General features: G+C 62.6%; 16 protein-coding genes, 1 other RNA gene and 1 riboswitch. Of the genes, 1 reads left to right on the forward strand and 16 read right to left on the reverse strand.

Translation table 11 applies throughout. The features are described from left to right. Positions 1-68 precede the first annotated feature (68 nt). The 8 genes from RCI06_RS00880 to RCI06_RS00915 all read right to left on the reverse strand — a co-directional run bounded on the left by RCI06_RS00880 (position 69) and on the right by RCI06_RS00915 (position 11251). The gene (locus tag RCI06_RS00880) at positions 69-647 is read right to left on the reverse strand and encodes a sugar O-acetyltransferase (protein WP_101550329.1); all 579 of its coding nucleotides are present in this window, start codon (positions 645-647) and stop codon (positions 69-71) included. A gap of 144 nt (positions 648-791) precedes the next feature. After that, positions 792-1331, reverse strand: a complete 540-nt coding sequence (locus tag RCI06_RS00885) for a hypothetical protein (RefSeq protein ID WP_306573644.1) — start codon at positions 1329-1331, stop codon at positions 792-794. Continuing rightward, positions 1331-1570, reverse strand: coding sequence for a polymer-forming cytoskeletal protein (locus tag RCI06_RS00890; protein ID WP_306573646.1), 240 nt, complete (start codon positions 1568-1570; stop codon positions 1331-1333). Before RCI06_RS00890 ends, RCI06_RS00885 begins: the two co-directional genes overlap by 1 nt. Positions 1571-1745: 175 nt before the next feature. Further along, entirely contained in the window at positions 1746-3197 is a 1452-nt protein-coding gene (locus RCI06_RS00895; RefSeq protein ID WP_306573648.1) for a hypothetical protein, read from the reverse strand. A gap of 26 nt (positions 3198-3223) precedes the next feature. Continuing rightward, on the reverse strand, positions 3224-4450 hold the full coding sequence (locus RCI06_RS00900; RefSeq protein ID WP_306573650.1) for a hypothetical protein: 1227 nt from the start codon (positions 4448-4450) through the stop codon (positions 3224-3226). 57 nt (positions 4451-4507) lie between these two features. Then, the gene (locus RCI06_RS00905) at positions 4508-6769 is read right to left on the reverse strand and encodes an InlB B-repeat-containing protein (protein WP_306573652.1); all 2262 of its coding nucleotides are present in this window, start codon (positions 6767-6769) and stop codon (positions 4508-4510) included. 445 nt (positions 6770-7214) lie between these two features. After that, positions 7215-8066, reverse strand: coding sequence for a tyrosine-type recombinase/integrase (locus RCI06_RS00910; protein ID WP_276874752.1), 852 nt, complete (start codon positions 8064-8066; stop codon positions 7215-7217). Between the two features lie 266 nt (positions 8067-8332). After that, entirely contained in the window at positions 8333-11251 is a 2919-nt protein-coding gene (locus RCI06_RS00915) for a hypothetical protein (protein ID WP_306573654.1), read from the reverse strand. Between the two features lie 110 nt (positions 11252-11361). After that, positions 11362-11444: riboswitch (cyclic di-GMP riboswitch) on the reverse strand. Positions 11445-11692: 248 nt separating this feature from the next. Here RCI06_RS00915 and RCI06_RS00920 point away from each other — a divergent pair. Next, on the forward strand, positions 11693-12223 hold the full coding sequence (locus RCI06_RS00920) for a putative ABC transporter permease (protein ID WP_306573656.1): 531 nt from the start codon (positions 11693-11695) through the stop codon (positions 12221-12223). Between the two features lie 297 nt (positions 12224-12520). Here RCI06_RS00920 and RCI06_RS00925 read toward each other — a convergent pair whose 3' ends face one another. The 8 genes from RCI06_RS00925 to RCI06_RS00960 all read right to left on the reverse strand — a co-directional run bounded on the left by RCI06_RS00925 (position 12521) and on the right by RCI06_RS00960 (position 21215). Further along, a complete protein-coding gene (locus tag RCI06_RS00925) occupies positions 12521-13972 on the reverse strand; it encodes a GntR family transcriptional regulator (RefSeq protein WP_306573702.1) in 1452 nt (483 codons plus the stop codon). A gap of 55 nt (positions 13973-14027) precedes the next feature. After that, complete coding sequence (locus tag RCI06_RS00930) at positions 14028-16649, reverse strand: response regulator (protein ID WP_306573658.1); 2622 nt, start codon at positions 16647-16649, stop codon at positions 14028-14030. A gap of 2 nt (positions 16650-16651) precedes the next feature. After that, positions 16652-18604 (reverse strand): 5'-nucleotidase C-terminal domain-containing protein, encoded by a 1953-nt coding sequence (locus tag RCI06_RS00935; RefSeq protein ID WP_306573660.1) that lies wholly within the window; start codon positions 18602-18604, stop codon positions 16652-16654. Between the two features lie 264 nt (positions 18605-18868). Next, positions 18869-19218: a transfer-messenger RNA gene (gene ssrA, locus RCI06_RS00940) on the reverse strand. Between the two features lie 74 nt (positions 19219-19292). Beyond that, positions 19293-19760 (reverse strand): SsrA-binding protein SmpB, encoded by a 468-nt coding sequence (gene smpB, locus RCI06_RS00945; RefSeq protein WP_101550288.1) that lies wholly within the window; start codon positions 19758-19760, stop codon positions 19293-19295. 22 nt (positions 19761-19782) lie between these two features. Continuing rightward, positions 19783-20181 carry a GtrA family protein gene (locus tag RCI06_RS00950; protein ID WP_306573662.1) on the reverse strand — a complete coding sequence of 133 codons (399 nt, stop codon included), beginning with the start codon at positions 20179-20181 and terminating at the stop codon, positions 19783-19785. Between the two features lie 79 nt (positions 20182-20260). Beyond that, on the reverse strand, positions 20261-20860 hold the full coding sequence (recR, locus tag RCI06_RS00955; RefSeq protein ID WP_101550284.1) for a recombination mediator RecR: 600 nt from the start codon (positions 20858-20860) through the stop codon (positions 20261-20263). Positions 20861-20867: 7 nt separating this feature from the next. Then, positions 20868-21215 carry a YbaB/EbfC family nucleoid-associated protein gene (locus tag RCI06_RS00960; RefSeq protein ID WP_101550282.1) on the reverse strand — a complete coding sequence of 116 codons (348 nt, stop codon included), beginning with the start codon at positions 21213-21215 and terminating at the stop codon, positions 20868-20870. Between the last annotated feature and the right edge of the window lie 18 nt (positions 21216-21233).

The raw sequence follows: 21233 nt of genomic DNA on the forward strand, positions 1-21233 counted from the left end.
TACTTGATTGTTTCCCGCCCGTCAAGGGAGCCGGGCGGGAACCGCGTCCGCGCTTTGCGGGGAACGGTCTACCGTTCGGCCTCCCCGTCCCTGCCGAGGAACTTGATCAGCCGGGCCGGATTCCCGCCCATCACGGCGTTGGGCGGCACGTCCCTCGTCACCACGGCGCCCGCGCCGACGATCGCGTTTTCCCCCACGGTGACGCCGGGCAGCACGATCGCGCCCGCCCCGATCCAGACGTTCCCGCACAGGCGGATGGGCCGCGAAACCGTGCACCTGCGCATCGCCGGGTCGGCCGCGTGGTTGGTCGTGATGAGGCTGACGTTCGGCCCGATGAACGCGTCGTCCCCGATCTCGATGCCGCCGCGGTCCATAAAGGTGCAGCCGGTGTTGATGAAGACGCGGCGGCCCACCCGGATGTTCCTTCCGAACCCTGCGTAAAAGGGCGGGCAGAGGCGCAGCGTCTCGTCGATCGGCGTCCCGGTGAGCCGTGCGAACCACGCGCGCACCTGCTCCGGGGTGTGATAGCCCATATTCAGCTCCGCGGAGAGCCGGTGGGCCTCCCGGATGATCTCATTGATGACCCCGTAATCGGGGTCCTCCAGCGAGACAGGAAGTCCCGCGCGGTCCCTCTCCAGAATATCCATCTCTTCCGCCTTCCTTCCGGGAGGGGGGTCCCTCCCCGTTTTCTCCAGCTTATCACATCCGCCCGACCGTTTCAATCCATTTCGCAGGGCGCGGGAAACGCAGAAAAGGCCGCATGGATCGAAATCCACGCGGTCCTTCGGCGGTCATTCCCCTGCGGGGCGGCTGCCGCGGAGAAGCCGTTCTCCGTCCACAGGCCGCCTTGAGACCCATCTGCCCGGTTTGTCCATCCGTTCCAGCGTCTCCAGAAGCATTTCGCCCAGCTCCAGCACGCTTCGGAAGTTCACCCTGCGCCTGCCCTCGGGCCACTCCACGCTGCCCTGCCAGGTGGCGTTCTGGCGAAAGAGCACCCGGATATAAAACCGGGTCTTGGCGGAGAGAATCTTCTTGAGCTCGCCCGGCTCCCAATACCGCACCAGAGAGGATTTCGGCAGGAAGACGGGGGGCTTGGCCGCCATGTTGTCCAGATCCCGCCCGGACAGCCAGCGGCGCTCGAACGTCGCCTGCGGGTGGTCCAGCGCGTCCAGAATCTGGTCGATGCGCAGGAAGAGGTCCATGAACCCGTAAAACGGGATGTAGGACTCCAGATAGCAGTTGAACAGCCGCCCCTCCGGGACGCCCAGCTGGTAGGCGTCCACCCCCACCACCATCAGGGCCGCGTAATCCGGCAAACCGTCCTTTTTCATCACAGGCTCCCTCCCTGAGCTTTCGTCAACACGGCGCCCGGCCGCAGGACGACCTGTCCCGCCCGCAGGCTCCCGGTGACTCTCGCGCCCGGATGCAGGAGAACGGTCCCCTCGGCCGAGATCTCCCCTGCAACCTCCCCGTACACCTCCAGCGCCGGACAGGCGATGTTTCCGCGCAGCCGGGCGCGCGCGCCGATGACGCTTCGCCTTTCCCAGTTGATGAACGTTTCCTGTTCCACTGCGGACGCCTCCCTGATTCATTTTGTCATGCGGGCGCCGTTCCGCGCCCGGGGGAAATGCCGGCCGGGCGGCGCGGCAAGAGGGCGCGCCGCGCCGCCGGCCGGTCATTCCGCACGGCCCTCCGCCATTGGACAGAGGCTTGGAGAGACGGCGGAGGGGCCTATCCATATGGGCTCAGGCCCTTGAGGAAAGCATGATGCCGGTCGGGACGCGCAGGGGCCTGCCGGCCTCCTCCCGCGCCTTTGCGGCCGCGTCGGCAGAGAAGACGTAGGTCCCGAAGGTGCGGTCCTTCGCGGTGAACATCAGGTCGCCCCCGTCGTTCCCGGTATAGCGGAACTCAGCGGTGACGTCCTCCAGCGTGTCTTCATCGATCAGCTGGTAAATCCGGATCTCCTCCGGATCGATCAGCTCTTCGCCGTCGCGGCCGACGAACGGATTGGCCAGCTCCAGCTTGACGCGGGTCACGCCCGTCATCGTCGGCTTACCGGAAAACGCATAGACGCAGGCGTCGGTATCCGCGAACCGGCCGTCCAGGATCCCGGAATCCCAGCGGGTGGAGAGCTTGGCGTAGAATTTGCCGGGGTCGCTGTCGCCCAAAAAGGTGGCGCGCGCGATGGTGCCGCCGTCGTTCTCCCAGGTGATCTCGTTGTCGTCATTTTTGGAGGGCTTGACCATCAGCCCGCGGTCGCCGGCGGCAAAGTCCGCGTCCGCGTCCACCACGAGGTTGTTGATCCACAGCCGGTCGCTCTCAAGGGTGATCTTGGTGCCCTTGGGGATCACGTCGACGCCCGGGACGAGGGTGGTCACATCCTCGGGAAGCCAGTAACTCTCGGGGGGATAGAGCCCGAACCAGGCGTTGCCCCAGGCGGCCTGCGCCCCCCTCAGGTCGATGTCCTTCTTGACCTTGATCTCGAGCTTGAAGGTCACGCCGGCCTCCTTGTCCTGCTGGAAATCCTTCAGCCGGACCTGCGCGTAGTAGGAGCGGTCATGCGCGTTCATGCCGGGACCGGCGGCATAGCCCGGCAGGCCGTCCGTCGACGGGTCGGTCAGGAATTCGATGTCCGCCGCGTCAAACTCCCTGTCGACGAGCTTGATCGACTCGATGTATTTCGCGTTGTCGCCCTTCTTGATTTTCACGTCGAGGTAGTCGTCATAGTCGAAGATCGACCGCCCCTCCAGCGTGCCTGCGGCGTCCTGCAGGTCCCCGACGGTCGGGAAGTCCGACTTGAGGTAGACCCAGAAGGGGTTGAGGGTCAGGTAGAGCGTTTCGCCGGGCTTGATCAGGTCGTTCAGCCGGTCGTTGGGTGTGTAATAGTCGCCGTTTACCCCCTCGGCATAGTGCCAGCCGGCGTTCAGGGTGTCCTTGGCCGGGTCGTAGCCCGGGTCGCCGGCATAGACGACGGTGTCGAGGTGCCCGGATTCGTGCTTGGCGTTGTCCGCCTTCTCCACGATGACCCTCCGGCCGATCGTCCAGGGGTTGCTGTCCGTGTACTGGGAATCGTTGATCGCCCCGGTAAAATAGCCGAGGGCGTCCTTTTCGGCGCCGGCGCCGCCTGCGGCCGAGACGGGGACCGCCGCCGAAAGGGCGAGCGCCGCCGCCAGCGCAATGGATAAGAGCTTCTTCATGAGAGTTCCTCCTTCAATAAAGTCGGTCAGCGCCCGGTGTTCGGGATTTCCTTTTCACCCGAGGGTTCCGCGGCGGGCGACTCGCCGGCCAGTGTTTTTTCAACGAAGATGTAGGTGCCCAGCGTGCGGGTTTTGAGGGTGAAGACGTCGTTGCCGTCCTCGTCCTCGCCGTGCCGGAACGCCGCGGTCGCGTCGATCAGCTCGCCGTCTTGAACCTCATAGATGCGGATGTTTTCAAGGTCCGCGGTCAGCTCCTCCTCGTCCCAGTCGTAGTAGGGGTTGTAGAGGGTGAGCATGGGGCGGATGGTCGAGGAGATGGACGGGTTCCCGACGAAATCGAAGATGAATGCGTCCTGGTCGGCGAACAGCTCGGCGTAATCCCGGTCGTCCCACCTGGTGGACAGCTTCGGATAATACTTTTTGGTCTCGGAATCCGCGTAGAATTCGAGCTTTGCGATCGCATGGTTCTCATTTTCCCAGGTGACCGTGTTGTCCTCGTTCCTCTCCGGCTTCACCACGTAACCCCCCTGTCCGGCCATCCAGTCCTGGTCGCCGCCTCGCTCGGTGCGGTTGCCGATATAGATCGCGCCTTCGAGCGAAGCGCCGGGGACGGTGCCCGCGCCGGGGCCGTTTTTGAGGGCGGAGGCGGAGATGACGTACTTGGTGCCCTTGCTGATGCCGTTTACGCCCGAGGAGCCGGCGGTCCCGTTCTTCGACTCCACGAGCCTGCCGCCGGACTCATACACCATGTCGCACCTCGCGGTGAAGGTGAATTCGGGGGAGAGCTTGTATTCCGTGTCGGTGTAATCGTCCTTGATGACGATCTTGACGGCGCGGTCCCTGCCCGCCCCGCCGGTGACCCGCTTCTCGGCGATGGACATCGACTCGATGATCTTTTTGTCGTCGTCTCCCCTGCCCGCCTTGAATTTGAAAAGGTCCTTGTCAAAGAACGCCTCCAAAAGGGCCTCCCGGCCCGCGCCGCTCCAGCCGGCGAACAGGCCGCCGCCGTCCTCCGGGAACTGGCCCGCCGCCAGGTCGCCGGGGACGATGTCCAGGGTGTCCAGGACCAGATAGACGGTGGTGTTGGGGACGCCTTCGCCGTCCGGGTTTTTGGCGACGGTCTCGCCGTCGTCAAAATAGATGGCGCCGTTGACGGTGGAGATGTGCACCTCGTCGGCCTTGGCGGCCAGAGCCGGAACGGCCGCCGAGACGGCCAGCAGCACGGCCAGCACGCCGGATAATAGCTTTCTCATAGGGTTTCCCTCCTGTTATTGTTCTGGACCGCCGCGCGGCGGTCCGTGCAGATATGGTTACCTCCTGCCGGGGCGCTTGGGAGGCGCGGGAACAACCGGCGATCCCCCGCCGGAGGACGAGGGCGCGTACTGCGCGGTGACCGTCTTGTTGCCGGTGATGGGGGTGTCCCTGTCGACGGAAGCGCCGCCTTCATCCACCCAGCCGATGATGTCGCCGTCCGTCGGCAGCCGGTCGCCGAGGCTTTCGCCATCGGGGACCTTGACCCTGGTCGTCCCGCCGTTGGTCACGATGGTGACGCTCCAGACGTTCTGGACGGCGGCGCCCTTGTCAAAGACCGCCGTGATCGTCATGTCCCCGTTCACCGGGAGCGCGGCGAGCGCGTCATCCTGGACGTCTGCCGCCCCGTCGCCGTCAACGTCCCAGCCCTTGAACTCGTAGCCGTCGTTCGGCTTCGTCCCGGGCGCGCTGAAGCCGCCCTCCGCGTCGCCGAGGACCGCGCTGCCCGCCCTGTCCAGAACGGCGAAGGCGTCCCTTCCGCTGATCGAGCCGTTGGGCCCGGAGGTAAACTTCACGTTGTAGGCGGGGACGTAGACCGGCTTGACGGTCAGTTCTCCGGAGACCTCCGCGTTTTTCAGGGACTCGTTGTCTGCGTAGTCGGCCGCGCCGTCGCCGGTCGTATCCCAGCCGACGAACGCGTAGCCGGAATCCGGCTTCGCCTCCGGAAGGGTCTTGCCGTCCTTCTTGATCTCGACCGCGTCGCCCAGCCTGTCGCTGCCCGTCTTAATCACGGTGAATTGCTTTTCACCGGAAAGGGTCCCGTGGTCGGCGTCCTCGAACCTGACGGTGAAGCTGCTCTGGTCCTCGTCGGGGATGCCGTCCCGGTTGAAGTCCTCCTTCCAGATCGGCTTCACGGTGATGGAGGTCCCGGTCATCGTCTGGCTGCCGTCGAAGAGGACTTCCGCCCCGTTATCAAACTGCCAGCCGTCGACGACGTACCATTCCTTCTCCGGGTTTCTCGCGGGCCGGTCGCCCTCGGTAATCGGGTCGCCCATCTCCTTGGGAACGTTCAGGCTTGCGGTCTCGCCCTTTTCATTGAAGCCGTCCGGCCATTTCCCGTCGGCGGGGCTGAAATTGAGGCCTGCGGCCCTCTTCTTCCAGACGCCGTAAATGTCGGTCGCCTTGTTGACAGTAAAGCTGTCGCCCGCCTTATAATAGGTGCCGGTGCCGTCCGTCTTGTCGTTCCAGCCGAGGAAATCGTAGTTGACGCTGCCCGCCACGCCAGAGACGTCCGGCGTGGCGCCGACGACCGCGTTGACGGTGTAGGGCGTTCCGGGGTCGATGCCGGTGTCGCTGGCCTCCACGACGGGGTCGGCGTCGGTCGGGAAGTTTCGGATGTAGCGGACCGTGTAGCCCGACATCATGCGGAAATCGGAGAACTCGATGCGGGTCAGGCTGCTACAGGCATGGCTTTGGTAATCCGCGCCAATGCCGATCCCCGCGCCGGTGTTTTCGATGCCGCCGTCATAGAGCGTCACCGGGGCCTGCGCGACCAGCGAAGTGTTTCCGTCGCCGTCGGAGACCCTCTCGTACTGGGCGTAGGAGGCCAGCAGATGGGTGGGGTCGATCTCCATTTCGATGTGGATTTTGCTGCTGGTGGAGCTCGTATTGTACGCGGGAAGAGACGCCACCCTGCTGACGCCGCTGAAGGAGGTCACCGTGGAGCTCGCGGACATCGCCGCCGCGTTCACCTGCGACGCCTTCAGCAGCTGGACGCTGCTCCCCTTGTTGGCCGGGAAGTAGATGATGTACCCGTCCAGCGTGCCGTTTTCGATCTGCGCGTTGACAAAGATCATCGAACCGGACAGGGTGTGCGCGTCAATCCGCGCAAAGTCCAGGTCGAAGCTGACGACCTTCTTGGCGGAGGAGGCGGAGTGATAGATCATGAAGTCGGCCATCGCGTCCCTGCCGTAGCCGGCGAACATCACGCTGGATGAGTTGGAATCGCCCTTGACCATGATGTGGCGGTCAAAGTTGTGGCAGACCACCAGATCGTTCCCGGACATCACGTCCGTGAAATAGCCCTGCACCCGTTTGCCGTCGGAGTAGCTGTTGTCCGCGGCCTGATAGGGGTGCAGGTCGTCGTTGACCGACCCGTCCCAGTTTGTGCCGTAGTGGTCGTAAACGGTCCAGCTTTCGCCCATGTAATCGGTGGGATCGATCACTTCGGCCGAACCCGCCGCAAAGGCCGGAAGCGAGAAGCCGGTCGCGATCATCGCGGCCGTCAGCGCCAGGGAAATCAGTTTCTTGGTAACTTTCAAGTACAACCCCTCTTTCCTGTTTCGTTTATTTGCATGGGATAGCAAACGATAGACTTCGGGTCCCGCCCCGGCGGCGTGCAAACCGGAATTGCGGCGCAGAAGCGGTAACAAAAGAAAAGCACTACATAATCCGTATTATGTGGTGGTTAAACCGGACCCGTCCGAATTTTCCGAAAAAACGAAGACGGGAAGCGCCAGAAGGCGCTTCCCGCGAGCGTTTTTGCCGTTTTCCCGGACAGGGGCATGGACCGAAAAAGTCACACGAATGTGCTTTTTCGGTCTGTTTTGCGTGCTGAAATCAGCGGATCGTTCGGATCCGCTGATTTTTTCTCTTGCTTTTTACGCGAAAATAGGATAAAATAAAAAAATCGGAGGGGAATTTTGTCAATATATGTATATCATCCACCACATAATACGGATTATGTGGTTTTTTTATGTCGATTTGCTACAACACCAGCCTGAGAGAACTGATCCGCCGCTCATGCTCGTATCCGCTGGTCACAGTATAGATGCGGGTGGTCTCCACGCTGCTGTGCCCCAGAATATCCGCCAGGCGGAAGACGTCCTTATCCACCGCGTAGAATTCCTTCGCGAACAGGTGGCGCAGGTTGTGCGGGAAGACCTTCGTGGACTCCACCCCCGCCGACCGGCAGAGGTTTTTCATGTCGTGCCAGATGTTGCTCCGGTCGAGCGGCCGGCCCGCCCGGGTCGCGAACACCGGCCCCGATTCGATCCCCGACCGCTTCATATACGCCCTGAGCGCCTCGCGCAGCTTCGGCGGGAGGAAAATCCTGCGCCGCTTGCCCTTCGCGGACACCTCGACGAGGTTCGCCGCCACCGCCTGCGCGGTGATCCACCGCAGCTCGCTCACCCGGATGCCGGTGGAGCAGATGGTCTGCATGATCAGGGAGAGGCGCGGCTTGTTGCTTTTTTGCGCCGTCTCGAGCAGCCGCAGGTATTCCTCGCGGGTCAGCTCCCTGTCCGTTTCGCAGAACATCCGGCGCTGCCGCCTCAACAGCTTGACGCGGCAGCCGTCCATGCCCGTCGCCGCGAAGAACTTGTTGAGCGCCGCGAGCTTGGTATTGACGGTCGCCGACGAGCGGTAGGTCTTCACCAGGTGGTCCTTGTAGGCGATCGCCTCCTCCTTATCGACCGGCTCCCCCTTTTGCAGGAAGCCGCAGAAGTCCCGTACGTCTCTCATATACTGCGCGATCGTAAGCTCGCTCTTTTCTTCCGTGACCAGCCGGCGGCGGAATTCATCCAAAAGCTGATCCGTTATTCTGTATCTGCCGATCATTGATCTTCACTCCTCCACTGATGATTTTTACTAGAATGTCCAGTTGTCGGCATGTTATTTCGGCGTTTGATTACAGAATCGTCGGGTTTTTGTCCGTTCGGTTTTTTCTCATTATACCAAGGCCGGTCAAGGCCGCCGCCCGCTGCCGGGCCCGCGCGCGGACAGGATATCGGGGCATCCGCTGCTTCCGTCCGGAGGGCAATGACAGAAAAAGGCGCCCGCCATGGGGGGACCCATGGCGGGCGCCTTCTATGAAAACGCCGCTGTCATCTTCCGGTATTCGGGATTGCCTTTTCCCGCCCGGCAGGCTGTTCCGCGGACGCGGCGGCGGTTCCCGCCGCGTCCTTCAGCTCGTCAAAGGAATAGAACACCTTGTTCCCAGCGACCTCCCCCAACGACGCGCCGTCCAAAACCAGGACGCCGCCGGGATAGCGGAGCTCCAGGATCACCCCGTGCTCCTTCAGCAGACGGATGATCCCCGCCGGCACGGTCTGTTCCGACCGCGCGTTGGCCCGCACCGTCTGCCCCTCGGGCGCGGACCGGATCAGCCGCTCGACGGACGGCCAGATGGATTCCGCCGAGCCGGAGCCGGAGCCGGACGAATGATGCCCGGAGCCGCCGGACGGGCGGGACTCCTCCGATTCGGTGTAGGCCAGCACATAGAGGGAAAAGCGGTCGGTCAGGACGGTGACGGTTTTCGGGTCGTTGTCCGTATCCGGAAGCCGCGTGTAGGAAAGGCTTCCGTCCGGCTGCTCATGCGCGCGGATGACCGTGAACGCACGCTCATAGCCCGCCTGCGGGAGCAGGTCCTCCGGAAGCTCGATAACGAGCGGGATCGGCGCGGTGGTTTCCGGGACGGCCTGCGGGGCCGCGTTGCCGACCTTTTTGAAGAGCTGGATGTCGAGGCTCGCGCCGATCGTCTCCCCCTGGAGGCTGCCCGCGAGTTCCGCCTCCACGCCGGGGGCCAGCGCGGTCTTTTCCACCTTGGGGTAAATCTTCACCGTCGTGCCGTTCTGGACCTGCTCCTGCTCCCTATCGGTCAGGACACTCGAGGCGATGTGGGAAGCCTGCTCCTGCGGCAGCTCCGTCTTCGGCGCGCCGTCGGCGATCTCCGAGTCGATGATCACATCCCCCGAGGCGAGGTTCCCGATCGTCCAGGCGGCCAGGTTTCCCTCCCGGGAAAAGCCGAGGTCGAATCCGCTGCCGGCAAACCACCCCGCGGGAACCGTTTCATTGTCGTCCGCCTCATAGGAGACGGCGACGGCCCCCTCGTTCCAGCCGCTTCCGAGAAGTTCGAGGGAGACCGCGTCGTCGTCGGCTCCCGTCTTTGTGAAAAAGCCCTTCAGGTCGAGCCGGTCGGTCAAGCGGATCGTATCGAAATGCGCCACGCCGACGATCTGGCTGTTTCCTTCATACAGGGTCAGCGACGCGCTTCCGGTCCCCGACGGGACAGGTATGTCTTCCTGCAGGTTTCCGCCGAGGATCATTTCAACCTCGCTGTCCGAAACGGTGATGTCGCAGCGGTCCGTCACCGAGGCGTCGCCGCCCGTGCTGTCGGTCCCGCCGATCACGGTGCAGAAATATTCATTCTCCGGGTAATCCGTGAGATTATGGTCTCCCTTCACGCGGTCCAGGGTCAGCTCGACGGAACCGACGGCCGCGGCCGCTCCGTCGCCCGCATCGCCCCCGCCATAGATGCCGCCCGGAATCAGGCAGTCCTCCAGGAGCATGGTCACGCTCCCCACCGACGCGTCGGAATCCGCCCCCGAGGCCGTTCCGCCGCCGTAAAACACCCCCGCGACAATACGGCCAAATATATCCTTACTAACCGGGGCCTGCGAGCCCGAAACGGTCAGCTCCACCCGGCCGATCGAGGCATTGCCCCCGCGGCCGGCTTCGCCGCCGCCAAGTACATAACCATAAAGATTGGGGCAGTCCTTGATCAGCGTCCGGGCCGTCCCCGATACGGAGGCGTCCCCCTCTCTGGCCTGCCCGCATTCGTAGTTCATCATCTCGGAGGTCCCGACCGTGCAGTCGATGCTTTCCGCCGTCGCGGAGGCGAATGCTCCGTCGGCGTAACCGCCGCTGTAGACCTCCCGCACGTCAAGGCCGGTGAGGTGCATGCTGATGGGGCCGTTCACGTCGGCCACCGCCGCCCCGCCCGACGTCGCGGTCGCGTAGCCGCCTCCGCGAACGAAGTGGGTCGCGCCCCCCTCCAGGACCTTCAGGGAGACGGCGCCGACCGAGGCGTCCGCACGGTTCCTGCTGTTGGAATAGGCGTAGCCGCCTCCATAGACGCTATGGCCGTCTTTCGTGAAGCCCTCCTCCGGTAGGGGGCCGCGGGCCCGGTTCTCGGTGCGCGCCGTCCCCAGGACACGGGCGCTGGCGTCGCCGTTTTTGGCCTCCGCGTAGCCGCCGCCGTATGTCTTCACGATGATGTTCCCGGAGGTATCGATATTTGCGTCGCCGCTCACGTCGGCGGAATGGCTGCCGTCCGAATAACCGCCGCCATAGACGGCGCTCACCGGAACGCCGTCCAGCGTGACGCTGGTGTCCCCGTCGACGTCGCGGTTCTTGCCGCCCCCGAAGACGGTTTTGCCTCCGGGAGAGGGAAGCTCCAGCTTCCCGTCCGTCCCGTAGAAGATGTAGCACACGCCGTCCTCCTTGCGGATGGTGATGGCGGCCCCGTTGGCGTAGACGCGGTTCCCGTCAATTTCCGGGACGGGACCGGCCTCCTCGGAAAGCGCGGCGACCGCGGCTTCCTCCTCCACGGGCTCCAGTCCGTCCTCATCCCCCGGCTGTTCCTCTTCGGGGAGCTCGTCCCCGGGAGTTTCCTCCGGCGGGTCCGTCCGCCCGCTTTCGTCCGGGACTTCCGGGTCCGTCACCGAGTCGGCGGGCCCGCCGTCTCCCGGCGTCTCTTCCCCGCCGTCCCCGGAATCCGCATCTCCCGGGAGTTCGGCGGGCGGGTCCTCTTCATCCGTTTCCGGTTCGCCGGGTTCTTCCGCGCCGCCCGTCTCCGGGACTTCCGTGGTAGGGGGCTCCGGGTCGGGGACCGGGTCCGCCTCCACGGTTTCACGCGGCTCTTCCCCGGGCTGCCCGTCCGCGGCGAACAGGGGGAGGCTGCCTCCCCACAGCAGAACGACTGCCGTAAGAAGCGCCAGAATCCCTTTCATCTTGGTTTTCATACAAACTACCCTCTCTAATAAAATACTGCAAAAAAAATACGCACCTCATTTTTCAATGATAAAATGCGCAGTCATACATAAGCAACGCCCCCGGGCTCCGGGAGCAGATGTGCTGCAACTGGCTGTCATCGCTTACGCATTAGACCCTATAGCTTTGCGTCCCCGCCTTTAGGCAGGTTTGCCCAATATGGAATTGTCACAAATCTTCTTGATATTTTAAACTGACAAATTCTGTGTTACTTATAAATATATACCTTATTTTGCGGAATGTCAACGCGGTTTTTTATGAAAGATCTCCCAAATCGTCCGCCGGGCCCCAATTGGGAAAATTTCCGCCGCGGCTTCCCTTCCCGCCCGGAATCTGTCATAATGGGATTATCTTTCCGTGCTCCCGCCCCGCCCGCAGGGAGGGGCGGGAGCACGCAAAAAAGGAGGGCCGGGATGCTGGTCAAAGCCGAACGGTATTTTCTCTGCTTCCTGTCATATTCCGTCCTCGGATGGCTGTACGAGGTATTTCTCGAGGTCGTCGTATACCGGTGGGGCTTCTCCAACCGGGGCGTCCTCTTCGGGCCCTACTGCCCGATCTACGGGGTGGGCGCCCTGGTGCTGGTCCTCTCCCTGCGAAGGCTGCGGGACCGCGACATCCGCATCGGGAAGCTTCCGGTCACGCCCCTGCTCGTCTTCGCGTCGGCCGGGGCCATCGCGACGGTGATCGAGCTCATCGGCAGCTACGTCATGGAATTCACGACGGGCGGCTGGATGTGGGACTACCGCGCGTACCCGCTGAATTTTCAGGGGCGGATCGCGCTCAATCCGAGCGTCCGGTTTGGGCTCGGCGGCCTCGTTATCCTCCACCTTCTCCAGCCGTTGCTGGAGCGAGCGGCGCGCAGGCTGCCCGGCAGAGCCCTCGCCCTCCTGAGCGGTTCCCTCGCGGGGCTGATGCTTTTGGACGCCGCCGTGACCTTCTTTTGAGGCGGATTCCGGAAGGCGCAGTGAGGGACGCGGCCGGCGCAAACAAAAAAGAGCCATATGAAACGTACCGGATGCGAACCGTACGCTCTCCCGAATGTATCAATATGGTCGTTTCGGTCTTTGATGTTTCGCAGACCGACGGCAAAGAACTCTCCTGGGCGCCTTTGTCTGAGGAACAGCCGCTTGACGCCGGACCGTGCGGTGATGGAATTCTGGCAGCTGATCACCTGCTCCGCCTCCGCCGCCAGGCAGGGAGCCGCCATAGTAAGCGCCGGGTCCGGCGGATCAGCATTTATTTCATGGGTGCACCTCTATCGTATCGGTAATTTCCGGCGAGATATTTTCACCATCTCCAGATGGGGACTGCTTGCAGTAATCGGTCAGGATCATTTCCGCAAGGCGTGCCTCACGGGCCATCAGGGCGCCGAACTTTCCGGAAAATCCCTCCCAGTCCCGGTGTGTCAGGCAGTCCGCGGCCTGCCCGATGGTCTGAGCATATTCGCTTTGCAGGCTGTGATTCCGCAGCCGGTGGACAGTAAAGGGGTATCCCCAGGCCAGAAATTCCTGGAGCGCCCCATAGCACTCCCGCACCATGGCCAACGGGCACCGCTCCGCAATAAAATTCAGAACAATATCAAAGCAGCGGTGGCAGCGGTCCCTTTCACACATCTCATTGAACTGCGCCGTCAAGCTGTCGCTGTCCGCTTCCGGCATCGTCCGCAGCATATGCAGCGAGACCGGTCCGGCCGTCAAGGATAAAAACTGCAGGCTCTCCCAGTAATACCGCAGTCCCTCTTTGATCTCCGGGCGGGAAAATTCAATATCCTCCGCCTCCATACACACCAGCGTCCCTTTGCCATGGAAGGAGCGGGTCACGCCAAGGCTGCTTAAAATACTGAGCGTACGGCGCAGGGTGCGTACAGAGACGTCCAACTCCTCCGCCATCTTCGGCAGCGGCGGCAGGTAGCTCCCAATGGGATAGACTCCCGCCGGAATTTTCCGGATGATCCGGGCCGCCAGCGTATAGCAGAGCTGGCGCCGCTGCCGGTAGATCGTCCAGTGGAACGGGACCTGCTCCTCCGCCGGGTAACGCCCCCGGGCCTCGTGGCAGATGCCGATAATCTGGCGGATCGTGCCGCCGGCGTCATACAAAACCTTATCTGACCGGCCGGCCTCATTATCCCGGTCGTTTTGAAACATTGCGGACGCAACAGCATCATAGGCGTCTGAAACGGAGAGGCATGAGAAGCGGAGATAGCGGTCCACCTCCCAGAATAGATTCAGGATGAGAGAGTTGTTCAAAACGGACAGGAGCAGAGCGCAGAGCCGAATGGCGGGTGAAATAATCTGATCCTTCCGCCCCGCCTCCCAGTTCTCCCGCAGGCGAGTCCGGCAGCTGTCGTCCATCTCCCGCAGCGCGTGAGTCAGAAGCGGCTCCAGCAGATAGGGCGCGGAGCGGCGCAGATCCTGGATCCCGTCACACCGCTGTGCGTAGTAGCGCGCCACAGCCTCCTCACGCGCGGCTCGGTCCGCCTGGTAGGTGACCCAACTGCCCTGTTTTGCCTCCATACGGATATAGCCATCCTCCGCCAGTATTAAAAGAGCGGCCCGAATGGTCTCCGGGGCCAAGTGAAAGGCGTCGGAGAGCTCCAGGATTGAGGGCAGCTTTTCACCATCAGAAAGCAGACCCGTCATAATGCGGGTGCTCAAATAATCATAGACCGATCCGCAGATCAACTTGTCGCTCACTTGCAAATGAAAAAACCTCCAAGTCAGATTCAACCATTCTATTATAACACGTTTTTCATTTTTCCGCCCCCGCATCTGTTTCCCGGCCGAACATAAACCGGTTCATCTGTGCATAGAGCGCCTTGATGTCAAACGGCTTGGAGATGTGGGCGTCCATCCCGGCCTCCCGGCTCTTATCCGCGTCCTCGGCAAAGGCGTTGGCCGTCATGGCGAAGATGGGGACGCTGCGCGCATCGGGGCGCTGAAGCGCCCGGATGCGGCGGGTGGCTTCGTAGCCGTCCATATGGGGCATTTGGATGTCCATCAGGATGAGGTCGTATTGCCCTGGGCCGGAGGTCTTGAACCGTTCCACCGCCTCCACGCCGTCCATGGCGGTATCCACAGAGGCTCCCGTCATCCCGATCAGCTCCGTCGCAATCTCCAGGTTGATCTCATTGTCCTCCACCAGAAGGATGTGCTTTCCATGGAAATCGCAGTCTGCATAACCGCCGCCCGGGCTGGGCTGCTCGCGGTCCTGGCTGAGGCCGGCCAGCGCATCGGCCAGGCTGCTCTCGAAAATCGGCTTGGTGACGATGCCCGCAGCGCCCAGCCCCTCCGCCGCCTGGGCGATGTCCGAGGCGTCGTTGGCGGTAATTATGACGATAGCGGTCTCGCCGCCCACGGCGGCGCGGATGCGGCGGGCCGTCTCCAGCCCGTCCATACCCGGCATCCTCCAGTCCAAAAAGCAGACGTCGAAGTCCTCGCCCCGGCTGTGGGCCTGCTCCACGCGGGCGACGGCCTGGAGTCCGCCGCTCACCGACTCCGAGCGCACCCCCATCTTGCCGAGCACCAGCGTGATGTGCTCACGGGCGTCCGGGTCGTCATCCACAACCAGGGCGCGGAGGTCCTCGTACCGGATCGGTTCCCTGCGTTCCTTCACCCGGCCGAAGGGCAGCTCCACGGTGAAGGCGCTGCCCTCGCCCGGGGTGCTGTCCACCCGGACGCTGCCGCCCATCAGCTCGGAGAATCGCTTGACGATGGCCAGCCCCAGGCCGGTGCCTCCGTACTTGTGGGTCACGTCGGCGTTTTCCTGTTCAAAGGACTGGAAGATCTTATCAAAGTTCTCCGCCGCAATGCCGCAGCCCGTGTCCTGCACCACGAACCGCAGCCAGAGGGTGTCCTTATCCCCCAGCCCGTCCAGCCGGGAGACCCGCAGGCGGATGAAGCCGCCGGCCGGAGTAAATTTCAGCGCGTTGGAAAGCAGGTTGGCGAGAATCTGATTGAGGCGCAGGGAGTCCCCCACCAGGGCCTCGTCCACGTCGCCGAGCAGGGTGGTCTCGCAGTGGATGCCCCTGTCTCTGGCCTGGGTGTAGTAGAGGTTGCCCAGGCTCTCCAGGAAGGAGCGGAAGTCGAACCGTGCCTTGCGCAGCTCCACCTTGCCGCTCTCGATCTTGGACATATCCAGCACGTCGTTGATCAGGGCCAGCAGGTGGTTGGAGGAGAGGGTGACCTTCTTCAGGCAATCGGCCACCTTGGCGTCGTTGCCGATGTTCTGCGCGGCGATGGCGCTCATGCCGATGATGCCGTTCATGGGCGTGCGGATCTCATGGCTCATGCGGCTTAAAAATTCGCTCTTCGCCAGGTTTGCTGCCTCCGCCCGCCTGCGCGCAGCCTCCGCCTCCGTGTTCGCGCGCAGCAGGGCCCGCTCGCTTCTGCGCATGGTTGCGTAGTAATAGAAGAAGACCGCCGACAAAATGGCGAGGATAATCACCAGCACGATGACCGCGTTCCGGTTGAGTCGGAAGGTCAGGTTGCGCACCGTGGTGTCCACCAGCTCATAGGGCGCGATCGTGAGTATAAACCAGTCCGTCTCCGGTACGGGGGCGTAGTGCAGATACCAGTCCCCGCCGTCCAGAGAGAGGGCGGCGATCCCCGCACCGCCGAAGCGGAAATCCGCCTGAAGCTGCTCCAGGGAGTACCCGCCGTCAAAGGCCGCGTACTGCTCCAGGGTGGAGAAGATGTTGGTGCCCTTGGGCACGTCGGCGCTGTACCAGCTGTTGTTAATGATGTAGTTCCCGTTGGGCGCCACGATGCTGGAGTAGGTCCGGGTGTCCTCCTTCTCCAGGGACAGCTGTTGGTTCAATGCCACGGTATCCAGCCCCGCCAGCACCGCGATGAACGTCCGGTCTCCGTAGGCCTGGGGCCGGATGGTGGCGCCCAGCAGTAGTATATCGTCCCCCAGAATTGTCTCGTTGTAGGAGACGAACGTCTCCTCCCCCTCCAGCAGTCTGCCAAGGGAGCTGATCTTGGAGGCCGCCGGAAAGGCGCCCTCCACGCTGTGGTACTCCCCGTGGTCGTCCAAAAAGGCCAAAAAGGTGAAATTGTTGTACTCCTGCACCTGTCTGAGGAAGCCCGACAGCGCCTGCTGATCCTCCAGGTCCTCGTCGGAGAGTGCATTCACCGCGGTGCGCAGCTGGGCGAACTGGGCGCGCAGGCTGGTCTGGAAGTGGCCGACGGTCTGGGAGGTCAGCTCCCGCAGATAGAGCGTACTCATTTCCATGGCGGCCTGCCGGGAGACCGTGTTGGAGAAATGGATCATGCCCAAAAAGCATATGGTACAGGCGAGGATGATCGAGACGAGAAACAGGGCCGTAAAACTGGGCCTTTTCCTCCGCTCATGCGGCTGCAGGTCCTCCATGGTCATCCTTCCCTCCCCACAACGGTGATGCGGCCCTCCAGCCTGGCGGAGATGGGCTCGTCCCGGTGGTTGTAGAAATAGGCCCGCGCCGCATCGGCATAGGTCGCGCCCGTGTCGTCCAGCAGCGTGACGTCTTCTGCGGCAGGCGTGTCGGCGCTGAAGAGGTTCAGCATCGTGTAGCCGTCCCCGTTGTTGTCCAAATATCCGCTAGAGCCCGCCATATAGTTGTTTATGGCCAGCCGATAGCGCCCGTCCGGGTCCAGGGGCGTCCCGTCCGGCAGGGTCGCGGACAGCAGCTCGGCGGGCGTACCGCCGTCCTGCGGCGTATAGGCGTAACGCAGCCCCGACACCTGGAGGAAGCGGCCGCCGGGCACCTCGTCCCGCGCGGTCATGGAGATGCCGTTTTTCAGCATCTCCAGGATAACGCTGCCCCGGGCCTCCACCAGGACGATGGTGTTGGCGTAGGGGCAGACCGCGGCCAGGTCCGCGCCCAGCACGTCGCCCTGATAGAGGCTGGCGCGGATGCCGCCGCCGTTGACCACGGCGATGTCCGCCTCCGTGTACTCCGCCACGGCGTCCGCCATCAGGTTTCCGATGGCCGTCTCCTCCAGGCGGGTGTTGTAGTTTTCATAGAGCAGGTCCTCCGCCACGCTGCCCACCACCGACTGGTCGTAGTCCACCGCCTCGGAGCCGTTGACGCAGTAGTCGTCCACCGCAGCCAGGGCCTCCGCCATCTCCGCCTTTCCGTTCAGCACGGAGATCATGCGTTCCCCGAAGTACTGGATGATGTTGGAGGGCAGCCGCAGATCGTAGATATATCCGCCCTCCACGCAGTCCTCCAGGCCGGCTGGGATCTCGTTTTCCGCATCCTCATACCCGGTGAGGTAGGAGTTGGTGGCCCCGGTATCGGCGATCCAGGCGTCCTGCCCCTCCTGGGTGGAGAGCAGCTCCAAGACGCGCTTGCAGGCGTCCAGCTCCGCCTCTCTGCCCGGTTCGCTGAGCGCCGCGTTGATGTCGATGTAGCCGTCGGGGGAGGAGATGGCCCAAGGGTGGTTTCCCCGGCCGCTCAAAAAGGGCAGCATCACATATTCGTAGGCGTCCGCCTCGCCGCAGAGCTGCGCGAACAGCCGCGCGTTCCCGTAGCAAAACAGCAGCGTGCCGTCCAGCATCCGGTCCTTGACCGGCAGGGCGTTGGTCTGCTTGAGAGAGAGGGCCTGGGCGTTCAGATAGCCCCGCTCCACACAGCTCTCCAGGTCGTCCAGGCAGTTGTCCCACCGCCCGCTGAAGGCGACGGTGCCCTTTTCGACGCCGCCCATCCACCGGATGCCGTCCATCAGGCCGAGGAAGTCCGGCACCTGGGTGCCGATGATGTACGAGCCCACCGCCGCCGTCCCTATGGTGTCGATGCCGAACATGGTCCCGTCCGGTCCGATGCCGACGCCCTGTTCCCTGCCGGCGTCGAGCAGCGCCATCAGCTCCGCGTTGGAGGCGGGCAGCGCGTCCGCCAACCCGTCGGCAAGGGTTTTGTTTAAGATGTAGCCGGAGTACTGCCCGGGCAGGGGCAGGTAGCGCGTCCTGCCCTCGATCATGACCGGGTCCATCACCGTGGCCTGGTAGCCGGTGGAAAAGGCCGTGGCGCTCAGGTCCAGCATATAACCCTTCACGTCGCCGGTGGGCAGGGTGGTGACCACAAGGTCGGTGCCGTGGCTGTTGCGCAGGCGGCGCTCGCTGTCCCCGTTCATCATGGCCGTGGTGGTGGGCTCCACCTGCAGGTCGATGTCCTGACAGGAGGCCTCCACCAGCGCCTCAAAGCGGTTCAGGCCCGATGGGTACATCATGGTGACCACCGTTTTCCCAGAGGAAAGCGCCGCCTCCGGTATCTGCTGCCGGCAGCCGGTACTGCCGAGCAAAAGCGCCAGTCCCAGGAAAAGGCAGATATAACATCTCTTTTTCATTTCAACTGCTCCCTATCGCGCCTTGATTGCCCCACTGGCAGCCAACGGGCTTAATAATCTAAATTTTAATTATCGTAGCATATTCATGGACATAGTTCAAGGCATATCTGATATATTTATGGACAGAGATGCCAGAAAGACAGCCGAAAGCGTGGAGGCGTTATTTAAAAGTATTTTGGCCGGCGAACAATAAAGTGGGTTAATATGTGGGTTATTCAAAACGAAAGGACCGCATGAAACGTACTGTTCATGCGGTCCTTACTATGGTGGAGCCGAGGGGAATCGAACCCCTGTCCGAAAACCAGTCCATACAGGCTTCTCCGAGTGCAGCCGGTCTTTTTAAATTCCCTTGCCGCGCCGCCGTCCGGCAGGCTGCGCAGCTTGGTAGCCCCGAATACAATCCAGCCCTACGAGGCGCTCAGACGGATCGTTCACCACTAATCGACGCTCTGTCCGCGGCCGTGGTACTCCGCGGCAGAACGACGGCTTAATTAAGCCGCAAAAGCTAAATTATTGTTGTCGTCTAATTTAAAAACGTCATACTTTTATAGAGGTGCATGCTCCTCTACTCGCTACCCGTACTTCATGACCCCCGTCGAAACCTTTACGGCCCCGTATCGGTGGGGAAAGCCTTCCCCATGGCCATTTTGTCACGATCTCTATGGGATTGTGCCTATTATACCAGAGTTTACGCCTTTTGTCTATCGCGCAGGGCGCGGTCAATATCCCGCTGAGCGGCTTTCTTGGCCATATCGGCGCGTTTATCGTGCAATTGCTTACCCTTGCAGAGCCCCAGCTGCACTTTCACGCGCGATCCCTTGAAATAGAGGGAAAGCGGGATGAGCGTATAGCCCTGCTGCGCGACAAGCCCGGCCAGCCGGTGGATCTCCCGCCGGTGCATGAGCAGGCGGCGCGGGCGGTAGGGGTCCTTATTAAAGATGTTGCCCTGCTCGTAGGGGGAGATGTGCATCTGCTTGATGTAGAGCTCCCCGTCCACGACGTCGCACCAGCTGTCCTTGAGGTTGCAGGCGCCCTTGCGCAGGGATTTGACCTCGGTGCCGAAGAGTTCGATCCCCGCCTCGAAGCTGTCCTCCACAAAGTAGTCGTGCCGCGCCTTGCGGTTGAGCGTGATGGTTTTGGTGGACGCTTTTTCCACGCCCGCACCCCCTTTTGTCCGGTTACTTCTGTCCTTTAAAAATCCACAGCCGGCTGATGAGGAAATTCACCGCCAGCGTAAAGCAGGTGACGACCAGTTTGGCCGTCAGCTTGCCGAGCCCCAGCTGCACGGTGCAAAGGTTGATGAGCAGTACGCTGAGCAGCAGCACCGCCAGGTTCCCCACGATGAACCGCACGAGCTGGAGGCTGAAAAAGCGATCCCCCGTCCGGAAGGTCCAGCTGCGGTTGACAAGGTAGCTGTTAAGCATCCCCGCCGAATAGCCGCACACCTGTGAAAACGGCACGCTCAATCCAAGCGCGACCGCCAGCAGCGTATAGACGCCGAAATCGATCAGCGTGTTCGCCGCGCCGGTGACCCCGAATTTGATGATCCTTTTAAATTCCTCGCGGTCGAGCCGCATCTTTGATCCATCTCCCCCGGCGGCGGGACAGCCGCTCTTTTAGTATGGTCCGCAAACCGGGAAATAGTCTATGTAGCCGTCAGATTTCGCTGCGCCCCTCGAGCGCGCGGTAGAGGGTCACCTCATCGGCGTATTCGAGGTTGCCGCCGACCGGGATGCCGTAGGCGAGCCGCGTCACCCTGACGCCCATCGGCTTTAGCAGCCGCGCGAGGTACATCGCCGTGGCCTCCCCCTCGACGGTGGGATTGGTGGCCATGATGACCTCTTTCACCTCGCCCGAACCGATGCGCGCGAGCAGCTCCTTGATGTGGAGCTGATCGGGGCCGATCCCGTCCATCGGCGAGATCAGCCCGTGCAGCACATGGTAGAGCCCGTGGTATTCCCGCGTGCGCTCGAACGCCAGCACGTCCTGCGAGTCCTCGACCACGCAGATGACGCTCCCGTCCCGTGCCGAATCGGCGCAGATCGGGCAGAGCTCCCCTTCGGTGAGGCTCTGGCAGACGCGGCATTTCTTGATCTTGTCGTGCGCCTCGGTGATCGCGTCGGCGAACTGCTGCGCCTTTTCGCGCGGCAGGTTCAGCACGTAAAACGCCAGCCGCTGCGCCGTCTTGCGCCCGATGCCGGGCAGCCGCTCAAACTGCTCGATCAGCTTGGTGAGCGGTATTACGTTATATGCCATGATCCGCTCAGAACATGCCCGGGACCTGCAGGCTGCCGGTGATCTTCTCCATCTCGGCGGCCGAGGTGTCCTCCACCGTGCGGATGGCCTCGTTGACCGCGGCCACGATCAGATCCTGCAGCATCTCGATATCCTCGGGGTCGACGACCTCCGGCTTGAGGACCAGCTCGCGCAGCTCCTTTTTGCCCGTCATCGTCACCTCGACCATGCCGCCGCCCGCGGTGGTCTTGAACTCCATCTCCTCGAGCTCGGCCTGCTTTTTCTTCATGTCCTCCTGCATCTTCTGCGCCTGGCGGATCATGGCGTTCATATTCTGCGGGCCGCCGCCCATACCCTGTGGCAGTCTTGCTTTCATGGTTCCGATTCCTCCAAC

The organism is Anaerotruncus massiliensis (ex Togo et al. 2026), assembly GCF_030825285.1.
In the GTDB taxonomy this organism is placed as follows: Bacteria; Bacillota; Clostridia; order Oscillospirales; family Ruminococcaceae; genus Anaerotruncus; species Anaerotruncus massiliensis.